Source organism: Pelotalea chapellei, assembly GCF_018531195.1.
GTDB lineage: Bacteria > Desulfobacterota > Desulfuromonadia > Geobacterales > Pseudopelobacteraceae > Pelotalea > Pelotalea chapellei.
The window spans coordinates 1-17706 of record NZ_JAHDYS010000013.1 but is presented as its reverse complement, the minus strand read 5'-3'; the positions used below and the strand labels follow the sequence as shown (position 1 = coordinate 17706).

Annotated in this window: 16 protein-coding genes; all 16 read left to right on the top strand. The window is 46.7% G+C overall.

From position 1 onward, the window contains the following. Positions 1–146: 146 nt before the first annotated feature. The 16 genes from KJB30_RS13340 to KJB30_RS13270 all read left to right on the top strand — a co-directional run bounded on the left by KJB30_RS13340 (position 147) and on the right by KJB30_RS13270 (position 17289). Positions 147–2240: a type VI secretion system Vgr family protein gene (locus KJB30_RS13340; protein ID WP_214300111.1), complete on the top strand. Its 2094-nt coding sequence runs from the start codon at positions 147–149 to the stop codon at positions 2238–2240. A gap of 31 nt (positions 2241–2271) precedes the next feature. Then, the gene (locus KJB30_RS13335; protein WP_214300109.1) at positions 2272–2778 is read left to right on the top strand and encodes a DUF6484 domain-containing protein; all 507 of its coding nucleotides are present in this window, start codon (positions 2272–2274) and stop codon (positions 2776–2778) included. Then, entirely contained in the window at positions 2766–4019 is a 1254-nt protein-coding gene (locus KJB30_RS13330) for a TIGR02270 family protein (protein WP_214300292.1), read from the top strand. Before KJB30_RS13335 ends, KJB30_RS13330 begins: the two co-directional genes overlap by 13 nt. After that, complete coding sequence (locus tag KJB30_RS13325) at positions 4016–5059, top strand: 3-oxoacyl-ACP synthase (RefSeq protein WP_214300107.1); 1044 nt, start codon at positions 4016–4018, stop codon at positions 5057–5059. Before KJB30_RS13330 ends, KJB30_RS13325 begins: the two co-directional genes overlap by 4 nt. Before the next feature lie 44 nt (positions 5060–5103). Further along, a complete protein-coding gene (locus KJB30_RS13320) occupies positions 5104–6228 on the top strand; it encodes a hypothetical protein (RefSeq protein ID WP_214300105.1) in 1125 nt (374 codons plus the stop codon). Further along, on the top strand, positions 6209–6763 hold the full coding sequence (locus KJB30_RS13315) for a hypothetical protein (protein WP_214300103.1): 555 nt from the start codon (positions 6209–6211) through the stop codon (positions 6761–6763). Before KJB30_RS13320 ends, KJB30_RS13315 begins: the two co-directional genes overlap by 20 nt. A gap of 42 nt (positions 6764–6805) precedes the next feature. Further along, entirely contained in the window at positions 6806–7186 is a 381-nt protein-coding gene (locus KJB30_RS13310) for a DUF4150 domain-containing protein (protein ID WP_214300101.1), read from the top strand. A 29-nt stretch (positions 7187–7215) separates the two neighbouring features. Continuing rightward, a complete protein-coding gene (locus KJB30_RS13305; RefSeq protein ID WP_214300099.1) occupies positions 7216–7584 on the top strand; it encodes a hypothetical protein in 369 nt (122 codons plus the stop codon). A 126-nt stretch (positions 7585–7710) separates the two neighbouring features. Beyond that, positions 7711–9606 carry an amidohydrolase family protein gene (locus KJB30_RS13300; RefSeq protein ID WP_246545689.1) on the top strand — a complete coding sequence of 632 codons (1896 nt, stop codon included), beginning with the start codon at positions 7711–7713 and terminating at the stop codon, positions 9604–9606. Beyond that, on the top strand, positions 9603–10799 hold the full coding sequence (locus tag KJB30_RS13295) for a TolB-like translocation protein (protein WP_214300095.1): 1197 nt from the start codon (positions 9603–9605) through the stop codon (positions 10797–10799). Before KJB30_RS13300 ends, KJB30_RS13295 begins: the two co-directional genes overlap by 4 nt. Before the next feature lie 32 nt (positions 10800–10831). Further along, positions 10832–12061, top strand: a complete 1230-nt coding sequence (locus KJB30_RS13290; RefSeq protein WP_367618987.1) for a hypothetical protein — start codon at positions 10832–10834, stop codon at positions 12059–12061. 321 nt (positions 12062–12382) lie between these two features. Then, positions 12383–13225 carry a T6SS immunity protein Tli4 family protein gene (locus KJB30_RS13285; RefSeq protein WP_214300093.1) on the top strand — a complete coding sequence of 281 codons (843 nt, stop codon included), beginning with the start codon at positions 12383–12385 and terminating at the stop codon, positions 13223–13225. Positions 13226–13274: 49 nt separating this feature from the next. After that, positions 13275–14282 (top strand): T6SS immunity protein Tli4 family protein, encoded by a 1008-nt coding sequence (locus KJB30_RS13280; RefSeq protein ID WP_214300091.1) that lies wholly within the window; start codon positions 13275–13277, stop codon positions 14280–14282. A 32-nt stretch (positions 14283–14314) separates the two neighbouring features. Next, entirely contained in the window at positions 14315–15019 is a 705-nt protein-coding gene (locus KJB30_RS18055; RefSeq protein ID WP_246545688.1) for an alpha/beta hydrolase, read from the top strand. Further along, positions 15016–16200, top strand: a complete 1185-nt coding sequence (locus tag KJB30_RS18050; RefSeq protein WP_246545687.1) for a hypothetical protein — start codon at positions 15016–15018, stop codon at positions 16198–16200. Before KJB30_RS18055 ends, KJB30_RS18050 begins: the two co-directional genes overlap by 4 nt. Positions 16201–16284: 84 nt before the next feature. After that, the gene (locus KJB30_RS13270; protein WP_214300089.1) at positions 16285–17289 is read left to right on the top strand and encodes a DUF2169 family type VI secretion system accessory protein; all 1005 of its coding nucleotides are present in this window, start codon (positions 16285–16287) and stop codon (positions 17287–17289) included. Positions 17290–17706: the final 417 nt, after the last annotated feature.

The following is a 17706-nucleotide window of genomic DNA, read 5'->3' as shown; positions in this document are numbered from 1 at the left end:
TTCAATCAATATTTTAAAGGTTAATTACTAAAGATCATGAGAAAGTATCGTAATTATTTGTTCATTTTTTTCATGATTTCAGCCGTAGTAGTGCCAAAGCAGAAGCACTAAATTATAAAGTCTCATATTGGACCAAGGAGTCAAGTATGGCTTACAACCCGGCCTCAGAGGCGAAATTTTTATTTGAATTATTGGACGTTGATTATGATTTGTCGGTAGTTGATTTTGATGTCACAGAAGCAGTATCCGATATTTTTGTAGTTAATCTGACTCTTGCCAGCAAAGATAAGATCAATTTTGAGGATGTAAAACTTCAAGAAGGATCATTGACTGTTGTAGGTGGTATCGGTGCCAGCTTTAACGATGAATCAGGTGATCGTTATTTTCATGGCATTATCCGCAAATTCAAACATTTCGGCACATCTGGAAGATTGCAGCTCTATCAAGCACAGATAGTCCCTTCGCTCTGGCTGCTCTCTCTGAAAGAGAATTGCCGAATCTTTCAGGACAAAAAACTTCAAGATGTCATCGGGATACTCCTTAAAGAGCAGGATATAACCAGTGACTTGTATGAATTCAGACTTGACCGGGCCGATATATTCATAAAATTCTCGATACAGTATCAGGAAACCAACCTGAATTATCTCTCCAGGCTTCTCGAACACGAGGGCATACACTATTTCTTCGAGCATTTCGAAGACAAACACGTCCTGGTATTTTGTGATAGTGAGGCCTACTATCAGGAGATTACTGGTCAGTCCTCACTGGTTTTCAACACTAACGGCCTTGTTGCAGAAAAGGAAAACGTCTTTGCCTTTAATATTTCAGAACGTCTCCGCCCAGGAAAACTCGCCCAAAAGAACTATAATTTTAAAACTCCTTCCGTAGATCTTTCAACCGAACATAAAGTAAAAATAGAAAAAGATTATGAAGTTTATGAGTATCCAGGCCCATACGGTGAAACAGCTTCTGGGCAGAAACTATCCCAAATTCGCCTGGAAGAGATACAGGCTTTGGGGAAAAAAGGACATGGCAGCAGTTGCTGTCCTCGTTTCCAACCGGGCGCCACGTTTACCCTAGCGGACCACCCGCACAATGACTTCAATGCTGAATACTTTCTCTTCAAGGTAACACATGAGGGTGAACAGCCCCAGATTCTGCAGGAGCATGGATCAGGAAGTGGCGCCCATTATTCCAACAGTTTTTTTGTCATTCCGTCTTCCGTAACCTACCGACCTGAGCGCACCACACTTAAACCTATGGTCCCCGGCCTCCTGTCCGCCATCGTCACCGGCCCCAAAGGCGAAGAAATCTGGCCTGACGAGTACGGCCGCGTCAATGTGCAGTTCCACTTTGACCGCGAAGGCAAGATGGATGAAAAAAGCTCCTGTTGGTTGCGTACCATGCAGTTCTGGAACGGTACAACCTGGGGCAGCCAGTTTATTCCCCGCATCGGCGACGAAGTGTTGGTTTCTTTTATCAATGGCGACATGGATTATCCCATCATCACGGGCAGCGTCGTCAATGAAGCCAAACAACCCAACTACAGCCTACCCGCCAACAAGACCCAAAGCGGCATCAGGACCCGAAGCACCCCCGGTGGAACTGCCGCCAACTTCAATGAACTGCGCTTTGAAGACAAAATGGGCTCGGAGGAGGTCTACCTGCAGGGCGAGAAGGACTGGAACATCCTGATCAAGAATGACAAGGGGCAGAGGGTTGGACATGACGAAACATTGACTGTCGGCAATGACCGCTCAAAGTATGTCGTTATGAACCAGAGCGAAAGCATTGGAGTCAACAAGACTATTCAGGTGGGTGTAAATCACACTGAAACCATCGGCGCCAACATGACCCTGACCGTCGGCAGCTGCCAGACCGAGACGGTGGGGATCAACTCCATGGAAACCATCGGTGCTGCCAAGGAACTGTCCATCGGTGGTTTGTACCAGGTCTCTGTCGGCGGGATCATGAACGAAACTGTTGCCGGTGCAAAGACCGAGGAGGTCGGCTTGGCTAAGGCGGTCTTTGTCGGTGCAACCATGGCCGAGAATATCGTGGGCAGCAGGACAACAAACATTGGAGCAGATCTCACCGAAACCATCAGCGGGAAGTATTACTCAAAGGCAAATGAATATGTCATCGAAGCGCCCAAGATCACTTTCAAGGCCGGTTCTTCAACCATCACCATGGATGGCAGCAGCATTACCATCAAGGCCAGCAAGATATTCAGCAACTAAAGCTTAACAGGAAGTGGTCCGGAGATTAGATGTGAAAAAAGTGCACGTTACAGCCTTACAATTTGAAGAAAACCCCCCCCCCATCGAAGGATTACGCGTTGGCAGAATTGTGCGAATCAACGAGAGCGGACTCATCCTCGTCGACTATAGCGGAAACAGCCTGGGTCCGATTATTGCCCGAACCACCTCCTCGTCCAATGCAAAACTCCTTGGCAAAGGTATACCTGCGGGCCGGGAAGTATTGCTCGCATTTGATAACAACGACCCCAGACATCCCATCATTGTTGACACCATGTATTCCCTGATTGAAGAGATTACAGAACCGGCAGCCACTGCTCTTGAAGCTGAAAAACCGCAAGAGGCAATCATAGACGGACAAAAAATATCATTTGATGCCGAAAATGAGATCGTGTTGCGGTGCGGAAAGGCAAGCATCACCCTCACCAGGGCAGGAAAAATCCTGATCAAGGGAGAGTATGTTCTCAGCCATTCCTCGGGAGAGAACAGAATCAGAGGCGGTTCGATATCAATCAACTGACTACAAGCATAATTTCTCAATTTGTCGCTGAAGCGGCATTCCTGTGGGTACTCCGCTCAAGGTTAGTTGATGCGCCTCATTTCTCTCTTCAAGATCTGGCACAGCTTGACGAACGCCTGGAAGCCCACCTTGACGGCCTGCGTGTAGCCGGAGAAGCGGGCTGGGGTATCTGCAGAGATGCCCTTGACGGCCAGTATGCGGAAACTTTTTTTCCCGCCGCTGTTCTGGCATTTGAGAGTGGAGATAAAGACCGCATTCAGGTGGTAATTGAGTCGCTTAACAATGATCCGGCATGCGCTAAGGCACTTATCTCGGCACTGGGTTGGCTGACGTATGAACAAGCTGCACCGCTCATTGAAAAACTGCTCACGGATCAATCAGCGTATCTTCGTTACATCGGCATAGCAGCATGCGCCATACACCGCCACGATCCCGGGCAACATTTGAACAAGGCCGCATGCCATGTGTATCCGCTACTGATTGCGCGTGCTCTCCAGGCCTATGGTGAATTGGGCAGAAGCTGCGAACTAGATAATTACAACCTGCCTAACCTGCTGGCAGACAGTGATAACGGGATACGTTTTGCTGCGGCCTGGTCGGCATCCATTGCAGGTATCCCTGCTGCGGTTGAAACACTGAAAAGCTTTGCGGCAACAGAAGCACCTTACAGCGTAAAAGCTCTGAACACAGCCTTGCGGCAAATGGAACAAACTGCCGCCATCACCTGGCAGAAACAGCTTGCAGATTCGCCCGCCACTATCCGGCTTGCAACCATCGGCGCGGGTGTCATCGGCGACACTATTCTTGTCCCCTGGCTCATCGAACAGATGAAGACACCGCAGCTTGCACGCATTGCCGGTGAGGCCTTTACTTTGATCACCGGCATCGATAACGAGCTTGACGAGATGAAAGGTGCCCAGCTAGAAGGTTTTACCGCTGGGCCTAACGATGATGCAAAAGATGACAACGTAGCGCTGGATGCCGATGAAAACCTGCCCTGGCCGAATGCCGGACTGATCGCCGCCTGGTGGGACAACAACAAAGGCAATTACCCGAGCGGAACCCGCTATCTGCTCGGCAAAACTGTCACAGTGGACCACCTTCGGCAGGTTCTGAAAACCGGTCTCCAGAGACAACGGTCGGCAGCCGCACTCGAACTGGCGATCCTGCAACCCGGTCGGCCGTTGTTTGATGTACGGGCGCGAGGATGCAGACAGCTGGCAGCAGGTGGCAGCGCATGAAGACACTGGCGATGACAGCAGTAAACAGTATTACCGCCGTAGGGCATGACGGCCGCATGACTGCGGCCTCTGTCCGGGCAGGGATTTCCCGTTTATCGGAATATGATGACTATTTGGATAGTGATGGTAACCCCATTACCGTGGCACGCATCAGAGATATTGAGGATGACAACCACGACACAGCCTCGCGTCTTAGCAGCATTGCGTCGAAGTGCCTTGAAGAGATGCTTGGGGATTATTTTAAGGATTGTACATCAAGGCCTTCAACATTCCATCTCATCCTGGGTGTCGCCTCGGAAGATCGCCCCGGTCCACGCTATGAAGAAAGTTGCCTGTATCCGCTAAAAATGGTCATGGATGAATGGGCTGACAAGGTCGAATTAGAAGTTGTCCCGCAAGGCAACGCTTCCATGCCATATGCCCTTGCACAGGCAGCAGAGCTGATTGAAAGCAATCCGGCAACCCTGTGCATCATCGGCGGAATCGATTCATTGCTTAGAGCTTCAACCCTGAACTGGTTCGAACAGGCTGGCCGCCTGAAATCTGTCAGCTACGGACGTCATCAGGGGCTGATTGCCGGGGAAGCGGTTGGTTTCATGATCATCGAAGACCCGGCACGGGCAGAACAGGCAAGCAGACCGATACTGGCGCGCATCACTGCGCTTGGCTTGGCGGAGGAATCGTCACCACGCGCATCAAACTCGCCAAGTCGGAACAGTGGACTGACCGACGCCTGCCATGCAGCGCTGAGTGGAGTGCAAGACAAGGAAATCCGCGCCATGTTCGGCGACCTGAACGGCGAGAATTCTCGGGCAGTGGAGTGGAGCATGGCTGACATGCGCTGTTTCAAAGAGCGTTATGAGCAGAGACAGCTCTGGACACCGGCCAATTGTTACGGCGACATCGGCGCCGCCAGCGGCACGGTGATAGCAAACATCGTTACACAGGGCTTTACACGCGGATGGCTGCAATCACCGGCTCTGATGTTTTGTTCCGATGACCATGGTTCATGCGGGGCATTGGTTCTGGAAAAAGGCTGAAATCAGAAACCGCCGACATCGTAATTGGAATTTGTGGGGGGATCATGGAAGTTTTAAGCACATTGGAGAATATGGAAAGCACTATCGGAGATCTGAAAAGGACCCGCTGCGAGCAGCGTTTCAAGATTATCAGTGACTACAAGGATGCCTTCGGGTCCAACTTCGACAAACTGGCGTTTCTGAACTATTCAACCGGCCAAAATGACGTAACAGGCGCCATGCTCCGTGATGCCCAGACCGGCTGCGAGATCTACGAGAAACTCTGTTGGGACGGAGCAGAGCATAATAGCGAACACTTTCATAAATGCGGCTGCAAACAGTTTGATGAGCAACTGCAGTTTGTCTCAGAGAAAAAGGTGCCGCTCTCCAATATCGACTATAGATTGACACTGGCAGATGGCAGAAGCGTGAGAGGCAGAACAGATAGCGACGGAAAAACCAAACGCATCAAAAGTGCCACCAAAGCCATTGCCATTGAAAAGGCGGAATTTTTTGTGCCCGACAATATTCCGAGATGCCCCGATAGAATATGTGATTCGGGCAAATCGGAAGAGGCCATAAAAACGATTGAGATTGAAGGTATCGAGACTAATCAGGAACAGGTGGGAAGTTCGGTTCAGACAGTGACGGTGAAAGTTAAGTCACGCCCGCTTACGGCCGGTGAAGTCGCCATGGCACGGCTGGTTTTCAAGGATTCCGTCAATTACTCCACGGTCAAAATACACAACGGTGAGTATCTGCCATTTGGGTTTCAGGATGATAATACTGCGATGACACCCAATGGGGGGATGTATTTCAATTCTGACAGATTTGTACATGATTTTTCAATTGAAGATAAGTATTCGAAAATATGGTTTATGCATGAAATGACACATATTTGGCAGTATCAGTTGGGCTATTCGGTCACGTGGCACGGGTTCTGGATAACGATTTCCGGTGGTTACATTGGAGGACGTGCTTATAGAATTGATCCGTCAGAGACAAAAGACAGCCCGGATAAAAACAAGATATTTTCTAACTTTAACATGGAACAGCAGGGCAGAATTATTGAAGAATACTTCGGCGCAACACATTTAAATGACACAAGGTTCTTACAAAACATGCCGTTCTATCAACGCGTCTTACAGGAATTTATAAGGAACCCCAAGAATGCAAGACTTCTTCCGTAATGGCCTTATCTGTTGTCTTGTCGTGCTGTTGCCTGCAACAGTTATCGCAAGGTCAAACAAAGATGCCGATGCTGTGGTTACCTTACGTGACGACAAGCCCTGCTTTTCCTATCCTAAGGATGAGGAAATACTGAAAAGACCATATTCGTTTAGCTATCTCGGTGTTTCAAAAAATACCGGTGGGGTTGTATGGGAGATTCAGATCACAAGCTATGAGAGGAAAGGTCTGATTGAACCGAACAGCCCGGAAAACTGCATTGGATACGGGATTGTCAACCCCGGAATGAAAGAGGACAAAGCAGCAAAACAACTGCTGCCTGACTTGCCATATCATGTGTTTATAAGTGTTGCAGAAGCACCCGGAGGGAGGAACAGTTACGACCGCAAGTTTGCCTTAGATTTCTGTATTAGCAATAATGAAAAAGGAGAACCGATTATTCTTGGTGCTTCAGGGGACGGCAAGGGAATGTGGCATTGCCTGAAGCCGGGCGAAACCCGAAAGCGTGGTTTTTGGGGCTGGTTGTTTGGGAAGTAATCCATATTCAAGTATTGACACGAATACAGGGGGCAAGCAGTCATGGGAAATTCTACAGTTTTTGCAAACGGTCAGGGGATAACCAATAAAGGCAGTGGAGCTGTTGTCGTAAGCGGGCCGGATGTCTGCCTTACCCCGATGGGCAGCTCGGTTGTGCCGATACCTTACACCAACACCGCCCGCTCCGCCACGCTGGCCGATGGCACAAAGTCGGTGAAGATAAACGGAAACATGGGTGCGATAGACGGATGCTGTTACAAAACCAGTACCGGCGATGAACCCGGCAGCAAAAAGGGCGTGGGTTCCGGCACAACCTGTGGCAAAGCCGAGTTCATCAACAGCTCATTCGACATCAAGATCGAGGGTAAAGGGGCCTGCCGCAACTCCGACCCCATGACGCAGAATAATAAAAATGCCATGTAGAAGCACCTTATCAGTAAAGGAGTACCATAATGGGAGTAAACAACGATTCAACCGCTGACAATTCAGAAGCGACACAAACAGTGCCACCTGATAGTGCTGACTTCTGCTGCACAGTAATAGAGCATCTTTCATGGGATGCGTACGATAAAGAAAAGAAATGCTTCACACCCTGCGACAGTAAAAATAAACCGATAGCGAACAGAGCATTGAAAGTAAAAATGCCAAGTGACAGCATTGTTCCAATGACCACAGACGCTAACGGTTATATTGAAATTAAGGGCGAGAAAGCAAATGCAAAATTTGAGATAACCTTTGAACCGGAAAATGCCAAATTAAACAATAAATTTCTTCTTTTCCATAATGATATAGCCGTAATTAAACCACTCGAAGCAGAGTAACGACAATCGAGGCAGAACATAATTCGTCCATTGCAAGGATACAGCATGCCTAACGAGAAAACAGACGCAACGGAAAACCCAAAGCAGAAGAAACGAACCGAACAAAATGATCCCAAGGGTGCTGTATTGAAATTCATCAAGCCGGATATGCTGTGCGGAGAAATACATCAGATAAGTGTCTGGCAACCAACAGTTATCATTGATTCGCACATGCATATTCAGAGTGGTCACTGCGCTACGGAGCAATTTGTACAATACCAGGGACCGCTTGCGCCGGTTCAATCCGGATTGAAGTTTTCCCGTGGCTTGATAGAGGGCAGTGGCGAAATTTTCGGTGGGTTGTTGACACTATTTGAATGGTTTGCAACAAAACCGGTTAAACAAATAGCAAAAGTTTTCAGCGACAAGCCCGAGAACCCACAGGAGGGGTATCTTACAAAAAATGCGGTACTGGACCTTGTAACGATGCAGGCCAAATCAACGAGTGATATTGCGGACCTGTTCATAAAGGAGAGAAATAATCTAGTCGATGATTATTTCAAAAATCCGGAGAAATGCCCATTTTACAAGGATGCACCTTACCTGTTCTTTTCTAGTGTCGTCATGACCATGGATATGGAATACAGCCACATAGACGGCTACTTCGGCATCAGGGTTTATAATCCGCTCTTTGAAGAGGGCCAACCCATTGATGTCACCCAGCCTTCCCGCTATTGGTCTCCCGCACATGGTAAATGGGTAGAAACATACGATTACGAAGGCAATCCGATCAACGGCAGGGTTCTGGTAAAACCGCGTAACAAGACGGTTTACAAAAAAATTGACGACCCAGCCAAAGTCGTTCTGATCGATAAGCTTAATAGCTTTAATGATTATAAAGAAATTGAAAAAACCGGAATCATCATAGGTAATTGCTGCGACCCGCAAAACGGAGAATTAAGGCGCGTCAGCATAGAGGCTGCTCCGGTGCTGATGTCCGACGCTGAAACTGAAAAATATGAAAACTGGGAGAAACAACTCAAATCAACAGAAGAAGCAGTCATCAAGTATCCGTTAAAATTTCTGCCCATGTTTCACTACGACCCTCGACGTTGGCAATTTAAAGGGGAAGGCGTCAATGCAGACCTAATAACAAAAGTAATGGGCGAAAATGCACTTTATCTGGGTTTCAAGATGTACACCGCTCAGGGATTCCGCCCATGGGACGTACGCCGTCTGCCGACTTTGAAGGATTTTTACGCGAAATGCTGCAAGAACGGCATCCCAATCATGAACCACTGCACCCCCGGAGGTGCGAGATCCCATGAAGACAATGAATTCTACAACTTCGAACATCCCTTTGATGATGAATTTGAAGAGCAGGAACAACGCAAAGGTAAAAATCAAAATACATACTTTGAAGACAACTTCGTTTCGCCCAAAGCGTGGGAAAAGGTATTTAATGCAACTGTTGATCTCAAAGATGGAAAGCAGCCTCTAAACACCCTGCGACTCTGTCTGGCACACTTCGGCGGGCCTGCAAAACCAGGCCCTGAATGGAGTCAGCAGATCATAGATATGATCACAAGTAACAAGTATCCCAATCTGTACACCGATATTTCATCATCCTTTGCAGATGAAAAATTCCGTAAATATTTCAAGGAACTTTTCACAGGTAAATTATCTGAAGAACAAAAAAAGAAAATGAGAAGCCGGATACTTTTTGGAACCGACTGGTACATGACACTTGCATACGGTGCATTAAACAAGAAAAACCTATGGGATTACTGTACCGAGACCAAAGATTGGCTGGATACATTCGACACCAGCTTGTGGCCATACTTCACCCAGTACAACCCATATAGGTTTTACAAGCTGGAGACCGAGGTTCCGCGGATAACTAAGAATATAATCAAAAAAATGGAAAAGAATAAGAAGGTGTTTGAAGAACTTGAAAACTATCAAATTGAAGAAATAGAACAAGAAGCCGCCTGGATCCAGGCGGCCAACAAGGCCCATGTCTGCTATGAGGAGACACCATGAATTGCATAAAAAATATTTATCTGATCATTATCTGTACTCTGTTATTTTCAACTATTGCACACGCTCATGGAGGTAAAAAAATGGAATCCACATATTTGTACGAGATAAATGACTTTAAATCAGCACAATCTCTATTGCCAAAATCTTTTAGCATCGGCGGCTACCGCAACGTGTCCATCTTTCCAGTACCCCACAACAATGCCGTAGGCAGTAACGACATGGGTAACGCAATCACCATCATCTCCTTTCCCAAAGGCAAGATCGACTACGACAAATATTTCCACAATGCAGAAGACATAATAGGTAGCGGAAAATATATGCCACCGATATCACAAGACCTCATTGGCTTTGGCCAGGAAAGGGTTTTTCATCTTTTTGATTTCAAACGGAAAATCTACCGCAAATACCGAATTGTCTTTCCTGTCACACAATACATAGAAAAAATCGCCATAGCCGATGCCAAGCAGAGGCATTTTTTATTCGAAATTGAGTCGCAAAAACCGAACACCAAGGATCCATTAGATGTAAACTCATACTTGCAACTACTTGATTTAACTGGAGATTCACATAAGCTGATAAAAGAAATTGATATAGGTAAATCCATATGGACAACCACAAAAGATAGGGTTTTTGTTTATAACCTCGAATCAGAGCAATTGCAGGTATTGGACCTAAATCTTGAACCTGCCCATCATCCACTGAAAGATGTAATAAGGCAGAATAAAGCTAAAATTAGTTTTTCAAGGATATATATACACCAGTCACTTCCATTTGCAGTTCTTCGTGGGAAGAAGGGTGCTGTATATATTGGTTGGGGCAAAGATAAGAATACTGTCCCACATCTTCTAATTAGTGGGGCATCGCAGTTTGCATTCTCACCAGATGGTAAGTGGCTTATTTTAAAATATGATCGTACTGGTCCTGCAAAAACCTTCATCATGCCTGTATCCGAAAAGTACCCCTACTACCTTGGCTCGCCGATATTGATTTCTGATGAATCTTTTCCAGATAGATCTGGTTCCTGGACAACTAACCCTACCGGCTTTGTTGGCACATCTCTTGACAGAATCTACCATTGGGACTTGGAAAACCAGGATTATCCCGGCAAGGGCAAGATGTCATTCCATGACTATATCGTGCAGGAAGACATGAAGAAGCTGACCAGAGAAAAGCGGCAGGGGTTGGGTAAGTAGAAGACAAGGATAAGTAAAAGGGAGAAAGCTTTGTGGGCATTGTCAGACCAACATTAAGGATCATAACCATTGCGGCTTGTTTAGGTGTGATGGTGTTTTCTGGCATCGCCCACGGAGGAAATAAAATGGATCCCGAATATTTGTATGAAAGAAAAAATTATCAGACAAAAGTAATAGCCCTGCCACCCCAAACCTTCAAAATAGGTGGCCTATTTGGCGGCCACAACCACATATCCATCTTTCCTGTACCGCAGGACAACGCCGTTGGCAGCAACGACATGGGCAATGCCATCACAATCATCTCTTTTCCGAAAGGTAAGATAAGCTACGACAAATATTTCCGCAGTGCAGACGATATAATGGGCGGTGGAAAATATCTGCAACCCATTTCACAAGACTTAATTGGATTTGGGCAGGTAAGAGTATTTCACCTGTTTGACTTCAAGAAAAAACTTCACCGTGAATACCCTATTGTCATCCCAGTTTCACAATACATAGAAAAAATTGCCATTGCCGATACACGGCAAAGACATTTTATTTTTGAGATTGAGTCGCAAAAAGAAAACCCAAAAAACTCATTTGACGTTGATAAAAGTCTTCAATTAGTGGACCTGAGTAGTGATAATACAAAATTGATAAAAGAAATTCCAAAGGTGCGTGGTACCACATGGTCAACAACAAAGGACAGGGTGTTTCAGTATCACCCTAAAACAAAACAACTAACAGTTCTGGATATGAACTTGGAACCGTCGCATCATCCGCTTGAGAGTGCGGTAAAGCAATATAAAGACCAACTGGAATTTTCATTCCTAAACATTCATCCAAACCTACCGTTTGCTATTTTATCTGGTGGAAAAATTGGCTCCACCTTTATTAGTTGGACAAACGACAGGACTAATAATCCACATTTGTTGATTGCAGATGCAATAGATTTCACCATATCCCCTGATGGAAAATGGGTTGTTTTCAAGCATTATTTTAACTCAAACACCAATCAAACCTACATCATGCCAGTCTCAGAAAAATATCCTCACTTCCTTGGTACACCGATATTGCTGTCAAATTATTCTTTTGAAGTCGGTCGGGGTGCCTGGACTACCAATCCAACTGCCTTTGTCGGCACATCCCTTGACAAAATTTACCGTTGGGACCTGGAAAACCAGGATTTTCCAGCCAAAGGCAAAATGTCGTTCCATGATTATATCGTGCAGGAAGACCTGAAAAAGTTAACCAAGGAAAAGAAGCAAGGGCTGGGAAAATAATTGAAGAACTTCGTGGGCAGTGTCAGGGCAACATTAGCAATCCGGGGCCACAAATGCCGAGATAGGCGAAAAATTTGGTGGTATTAGTTATTCGGCGGTTGCCAAGATATCGCAGAACTTTTCAAAGCAGTTGATACGCGATAAAGCGTTGCAGAGGGAAATCAAGAAAATTCAGCAGCAATATTCTATTTTCAAGGGCTGACCCCTTTACTTTACCCCTATTTTCAAGGGCTGACCCCTTTACTTTACCCGGCCGAGAAGCCAAAAAACAAACCAACGGAAACAGCGAAAGGTTCACAACAAAGTATGAAGACTTACTATATGGGTAGATTCGCCATTGACGTGCCGGCGGAGTTTAAATTGGCGGTACAGAGCCAACGATTCAGGCTTACTGAAATTGTAGAATATCCAAACGTTAAGGATGCTGAACAAGAATGGCGGAATCATCTCGCCAAAATTGAAAAGACGAAGAAACCAAAAGGCGTAAATAAAATCATAATCAAGGAACTACCGATAAATAAGATGGGGAAATGGGCCAAAGGAGTGCTCTATTACAGCGACAGTATGGCTGATGATGAATGTAATTGGGATATTTTCGTTTCTTATGGAAACAGTGCTGCACTGTTTCCACTTAAAGGCCTTCTTGACAAACAGCAATCAATGTTTACCTGGGTGCAGGAAATTGCCAATGCTTACATTCCAAATTTGAATCAAAGATCAATAAAAGGAAATCAATTTCATACAACACATGGTTCTATTGATTTGCTTTACAAACGGCAGGAAGAAACCTATGCCCGCTTTGAAGGGCACCCGTTTGGGCTCAAGTTGGAAATTCAGATGGAGGAAACACACAAGGTGGAAGAAACAGGTGTTATGGATCGGTTGACGGCATCGCTGGCCACCAATTTTGCACCTGGTGTCGATGTAGACAAAATAAGAACCGGCAAGCGAACAGTTGCAGGCCTTTCAGGGCAAGAAATCGTTATTAGTATGAGTGGCAAAAACGATCCAGAGCTGTTTTTTGCCTGGGACTATCAAGGCAAAGAAAATTCTGGGGAACATCCTGAAATCAAGATTGGGCTTGAATGTTCTGATGGGAACCTGGAAGAGAAACTCAAAATATGGGACAAGACGCTTGATTCCTTCCGCCCTGTAACTAAATGATTTCAATCACGGCAACACAGAAACGACAGGGAATATTAAGGAGGAAATTTTGCGGATTTTACATCAACTAGTGTTAGCGGCGTTTATAAGTCTGGTCCTGAGCGGATGCAGCAACGCTGCTGAGAAAAATAAAATCAAACCAACGGCAACACCGAAAGGAGCGCAACAAGGTATGAAGACTTACTATATGGGAAGATTCGCCATTGACGTGCCGGCGGAGTTCAAACTGGCGGTACAGAGTCAAAAGTTTCGATATATTGAAATAACGGAGTTTGACTGGCCACAAAACACACCTCGGGAAACAGCAAGAAAACAAATATGGGGCACTAAAATTGAGGAAATAAGCAAACTCAAAAGTCCAAGAGGAATCAATAAAGTCCTAATAAAGAGCAAAGACATTAATAATGTAGGCAAATGGTGTAAGGGCGTACTTTATTATGGCAACAATATAAGTAATAAAAAAGGCCAATGGGACGTACTGATTGATTTTGGAGCAGTTGGGTTGTGGTTAAAACTATCTGGTCTAGTTGAATATGAACAGGAAATGCTTACTGATATTTTAGAAATGGCTGCCTCATATGATTTTTTAGGTTCCGACAACCATAAGACTTTAACCACATCAAAAGGGTTTTACTCGCAAAAAGGGGTATTTACTCTTCCCTATTTGGAACAGGAAAAAACCTATGCCCGCTTTGAAGGGCACCCTCTGGGACTCAAGTTGGAAATACAGATGTCGGAAACACACAAGGTAGAAGAAGCGGGTGTAATGGATCGCTTGGCAGCTTCAATGGCTGCTAATTTTGCTCCTGGTGTCGATGTAGACAAGATTAGAACCGGCAAGCGAACGCTAACTGGCCTTGTCGGGCAAGAAATTGTTACTCGCATGAGCGATAAAAACAGTACGGAACTGTTCTTTGCCTGGGACTATCAAGGTAAGGAAAATTCTGGAGAACACCCTGAAATTAAGATTGGGCTTGAGTGCCCTGATGGGAACCTGGAGGAGAAACTTAAAATATGGGACAAGACTCTTGATTCCTTCCGCCCTGCATATAAATAATTGAACAGATTAACATTGAAAGAGAATCTGCCATGTCAAATGTCCCTAAATCTAAGGAAGTGGGAAGTAAAGCACTATATAAACCTGTCGAAGGCTTCGAGACAGAGAACCAAAACCGTTTGGTTATTGAGCGTGAAGTACTTCCTATCATCTTTGTACCGGGCATAATGGGCAGCCGATTAGGAGATCCAAAGGGCGTTACGGCCTGGGACCCAGATGATGCAAAATTCATGTTAAAAAAGTATGGCCTGTTGTGGGCAGCTACTGCAAAAAGCAGAAAAGATCTAATCATCGGTAGTGAATTTAATCAAGGCTACCTGCACGTTTTAAACGATGACACCAAACACAATGCGGTTTTTGCCGACGAAACTGACACGACCCGTGGCAAACGCGGCTGGGGCGGAGTGTCGTGGAACAGTTATGGTGACATCCTCAAGACATTGCAGACTCGTGAATGGGATCAGTCGGTGAATCTTTTCTACGAATTTCCAGTTCACGCCTTTGGCTATAACTGGACCGCATCCAACTATTTTGCAGGAGAACAGCTTGCTGCAGAAATCAAAAAGGTGATCAAAGAGTATGTCGACGCGGGAAGAAAGTGCGAAAAGGTGCTGCTTGTAACCCATTCCATGGGTGGTCTGGTGGCGCGTTCTGCCATGGAGCAAAGGACAGCGTATTTGGTGTCATTCACGGCGTACAACCCTCGGATGGCTCACCTGCCGCCTACTGGCGGATGAAAGGCGGATTTGATCGACCGCACACTATTCCGGATATTGATTTTATGCAGTGGTTTAGGAATCCGGTCAAAACATTCAATCACTTAAAGGGGAAAATGGTCAACAGCGGGCTCCTGGGCATTCCCTTTACTGATCTGAAAATCGGTGCAGGAAATATCACCGCTTGGGTATTGGGGACTGATGGTGAAGAAGTAACCGCCCTTCTCGGCAATATGCCGGGCGGTTTGGAACTGCTCCCCAATAAGCAGTACAAGAACAATAATGGCTGGGAACGCTGGCTGGAGCTGCTTGATGCCCAAGGCAACCGGACGGCATTGCCTAAAGCTAACCCGTATGAAGAAATCTACAGAGGACAAGATATTTACTATCGCTTGGTCAATCCGGAATGGTTGAACCCTGGTGCCATATCAAAGTCTGGTAAAAAATATCAAGGTTCAACTTCATGGGATTCTTATTTGGAGTGTTTAGACGAAGCCGAACAGTTTCACGACGCTCTTGCCAAACTTCCTGAAAAAGCCCATCCCGAAACCTATCAATTCTATTCATCGGGCATTGCTAGCCCCGACCGGGTGGTTTTCACCAGTGCAGACGACACGATTTGGGAAACGTTCAAGCGGCTTTTTTCTACGGCGAAAACAAACGCACCGGATGACCTCAAAAGCGAAGCAACATCGTTGGTTTTCAAGTCAATCAAGGAAGCAGGAGCCTCTTTGTTACCAGTACTGATCGATGCTGCCGCATCGCTGCCCAGCGTGGCTGGAAAGATTGCCGGTTCAGCCCTGATAACGGATTCCGACTGGTACGCCAACCGCGGCGGCTACCGGGACCGCGTCGATACCGACAATATCCCCACTAAAAAAGGTAAATTGCAGTTGGTAACCATGCAGCTTCCCGATGGCGCTGGAGACGGCACGGTACCTGAATCGTCGGCCATGTCGCTCAAACTGGGCGAGGATAAACAGCGGACCTTTTGCATTGCCGACATGCGTGAGTTCGAGTCGTCGTTCGTGGAGAAAAAAGCGAAACGCCTCAAGCCGAAGAAAAAGGTGGACTTTGACGAGGGGTACTTCGATCGGGGACATGAACCAATATACAAAACCAAGAGCGCCCAGTTCATCACCTTTACCGCTATCGAAAATATCTGCCGGAAAGAGATAGATCGGATACTGAAGAAGGGGTAATCAGATAATCGAAAACATCACCCCATCTATTACCGGGGTGATAATTAACTTTTCATTATTACAGTCTGATCGGAACGTAATTCGATGAATATCATTAACAACTCCCCCTTTTCAGCCGCCCCTTTTTTCCTCATGGATAAAAATGGCGCCGAAACCCTGCTGATAGTAGTGAAAGGCACCTGGTCCATCGGCAGCGACGGTACACTCACTATTGCCGACGAACAGATACCGATCCTCTCCGAGCCGGTTTATTCCGGCGAGCCGGGCCAGTCGAGCCTGATCTATGACACCGATGTTGTTCTGGAAAAACCGGGCACGGACTGCGTGCTAATCGGTCACGCTTGGCCCCCCCTCAGCGGAGCGCCGCATGTTGATGTTACTTTTTCCGTGGGGCCGGTTAAAAAGCAGGCCCGGGTGTTTGGGGATCGCAAATGGATGAAGAGTGGAACGGGAGCTGCTTCCATTTCAAGAGTTACGCCCTTTGAAAAGATCCCCCTGTGCTGGGAGCGCGCCTTTGGTGGGGCAGACACCAACCCACCGGATCCGGCGGATCATCAGTACTGCCTGGAAAACCCGGTTGGGCGGGGAATCATGACCGGCACGTCGAAGATTACTATTGATGGCCAATTGTTGCCGAATATCGAGAATCCGGCTGATCTCATCCAAAGTCCGGATCAGCGCCCAAAGCCGACAGGTTTTGGGATGATCGCCCCCTACTGGCAGCCGCGCGCCGGTTTCGCCGGGACCTATGACGAAAACTGGCGAAGGACTCTCAACCCGCTGCCGCCGGCAGACCTGGACCCGCGCTTTTATTCAAGCGCCGCGCCCGGACTCTGCACCCCGCAGCACCTGACCGGCACGGAGCAGGTACTGGTGGAGGGAGCATCCCGGAACGGTGTGCTCCGCTTTGAGCTGCCTGGGGCAACTCCACGGGCCTCGGTGCGCTTACGGCAGAGAGAAGATGATATCCCTCTTCGGTTGGATACGGTCATTGTAGAACCGGATGAAGCGCGCTTGGTATTGATCTGGCGAGGGACAGCAAACGTTCACGGCAAGGTGAATGAAATTTATTCAGTGCGAGTCGAGTAAAATTTCTGAGCGGCAATTCTAAAAATGGGCCTTTCGGTTAAATCAACGAAGGATGTTTCAAATATTCTGACCCCCAAAAACAACGATAGGATGAACAGGAAACGTGTCAAACACATTCAAAACCCGCATTCTGCTGACCTTGCTTGCAGCCTCGCTGGGCATTTCAGGCTGTTCAATTAACCAACAGATTCCACCGCCCGTATATGCTCCCTACACCGATTAGTTGCCCTGCACAAATCGTATCGGGCGCTGTTTTGACGCCACCATTGGAGGCTATCCCGTGATTGCGATTGCCGATAAAGCACGGCATGAGCAGCTAACCCGCATGGCGCGCGAGTCAAGTAGAAACTAGGGACACTTCCCAGTTTTTTGTGGCCTTCCCGGTTTTTTGGGTCTTACTGGCTGATTTAATTGAAA

What these genes read in the sequence shown, in the direction of transcription:
- KJB30_RS13340 (WP_214300111.1), top strand. Translation starts at nt 147, where the DNA reads ATGGCTTACAACCCGGCCTCAGAGGCGAAATTTTTATTTGAATTATTG.
- KJB30_RS13325 (WP_214300107.1), top strand. Translation starts at nt 4,016, where the DNA reads ATGAAGACACTGGCGATGACAGCAGTAAACAGTATTACCGCCGTAGGG.
- KJB30_RS13320 (WP_214300105.1), top strand. Translation starts at nt 5,104, where the DNA reads ATGGAAGTTTTAAGCACATTGGAGAATATGGAAAGCACTATCGGAGAT.
- KJB30_RS13315 (WP_214300103.1), top strand. Translation starts at nt 6,209, where the DNA reads ATGCAAGACTTCTTCCGTAATGGCCTTATCTGTTGTCTTGTCGTGCTG.
- KJB30_RS13310 (WP_214300101.1), top strand. Translation starts at nt 6,806, where the DNA reads ATGGGAAATTCTACAGTTTTTGCAAACGGTCAGGGGATAACCAATAAA.
- KJB30_RS13305 (WP_214300099.1), top strand. Translation starts at nt 7,216, where the DNA reads ATGGGAGTAAACAACGATTCAACCGCTGACAATTCAGAAGCGACACAA.
- KJB30_RS13295 (WP_214300095.1), top strand. Translation starts at nt 9,603, where the DNA reads ATGAATTGCATAAAAAATATTTATCTGATCATTATCTGTACTCTGTTA.
- KJB30_RS13285 (WP_214300093.1), top strand. Translation starts at nt 12,383, where the DNA reads ATGGGTAGATTCGCCATTGACGTGCCGGCGGAGTTTAAATTGGCGGTA.
- KJB30_RS18055 (WP_246545688.1), top strand. Translation starts at nt 14,315, where the DNA reads ATGTCAAATGTCCCTAAATCTAAGGAAGTGGGAAGTAAAGCACTATAT.
- KJB30_RS18050 (WP_246545687.1), top strand. Translation starts at nt 15,016, where the DNA reads ATGAAAGGCGGATTTGATCGACCGCACACTATTCCGGATATTGATTTT.
- KJB30_RS13270 (WP_214300089.1), top strand. Translation starts at nt 16,285, where the DNA reads ATGAATATCATTAACAACTCCCCCTTTTCAGCCGCCCCTTTTTTCCTC.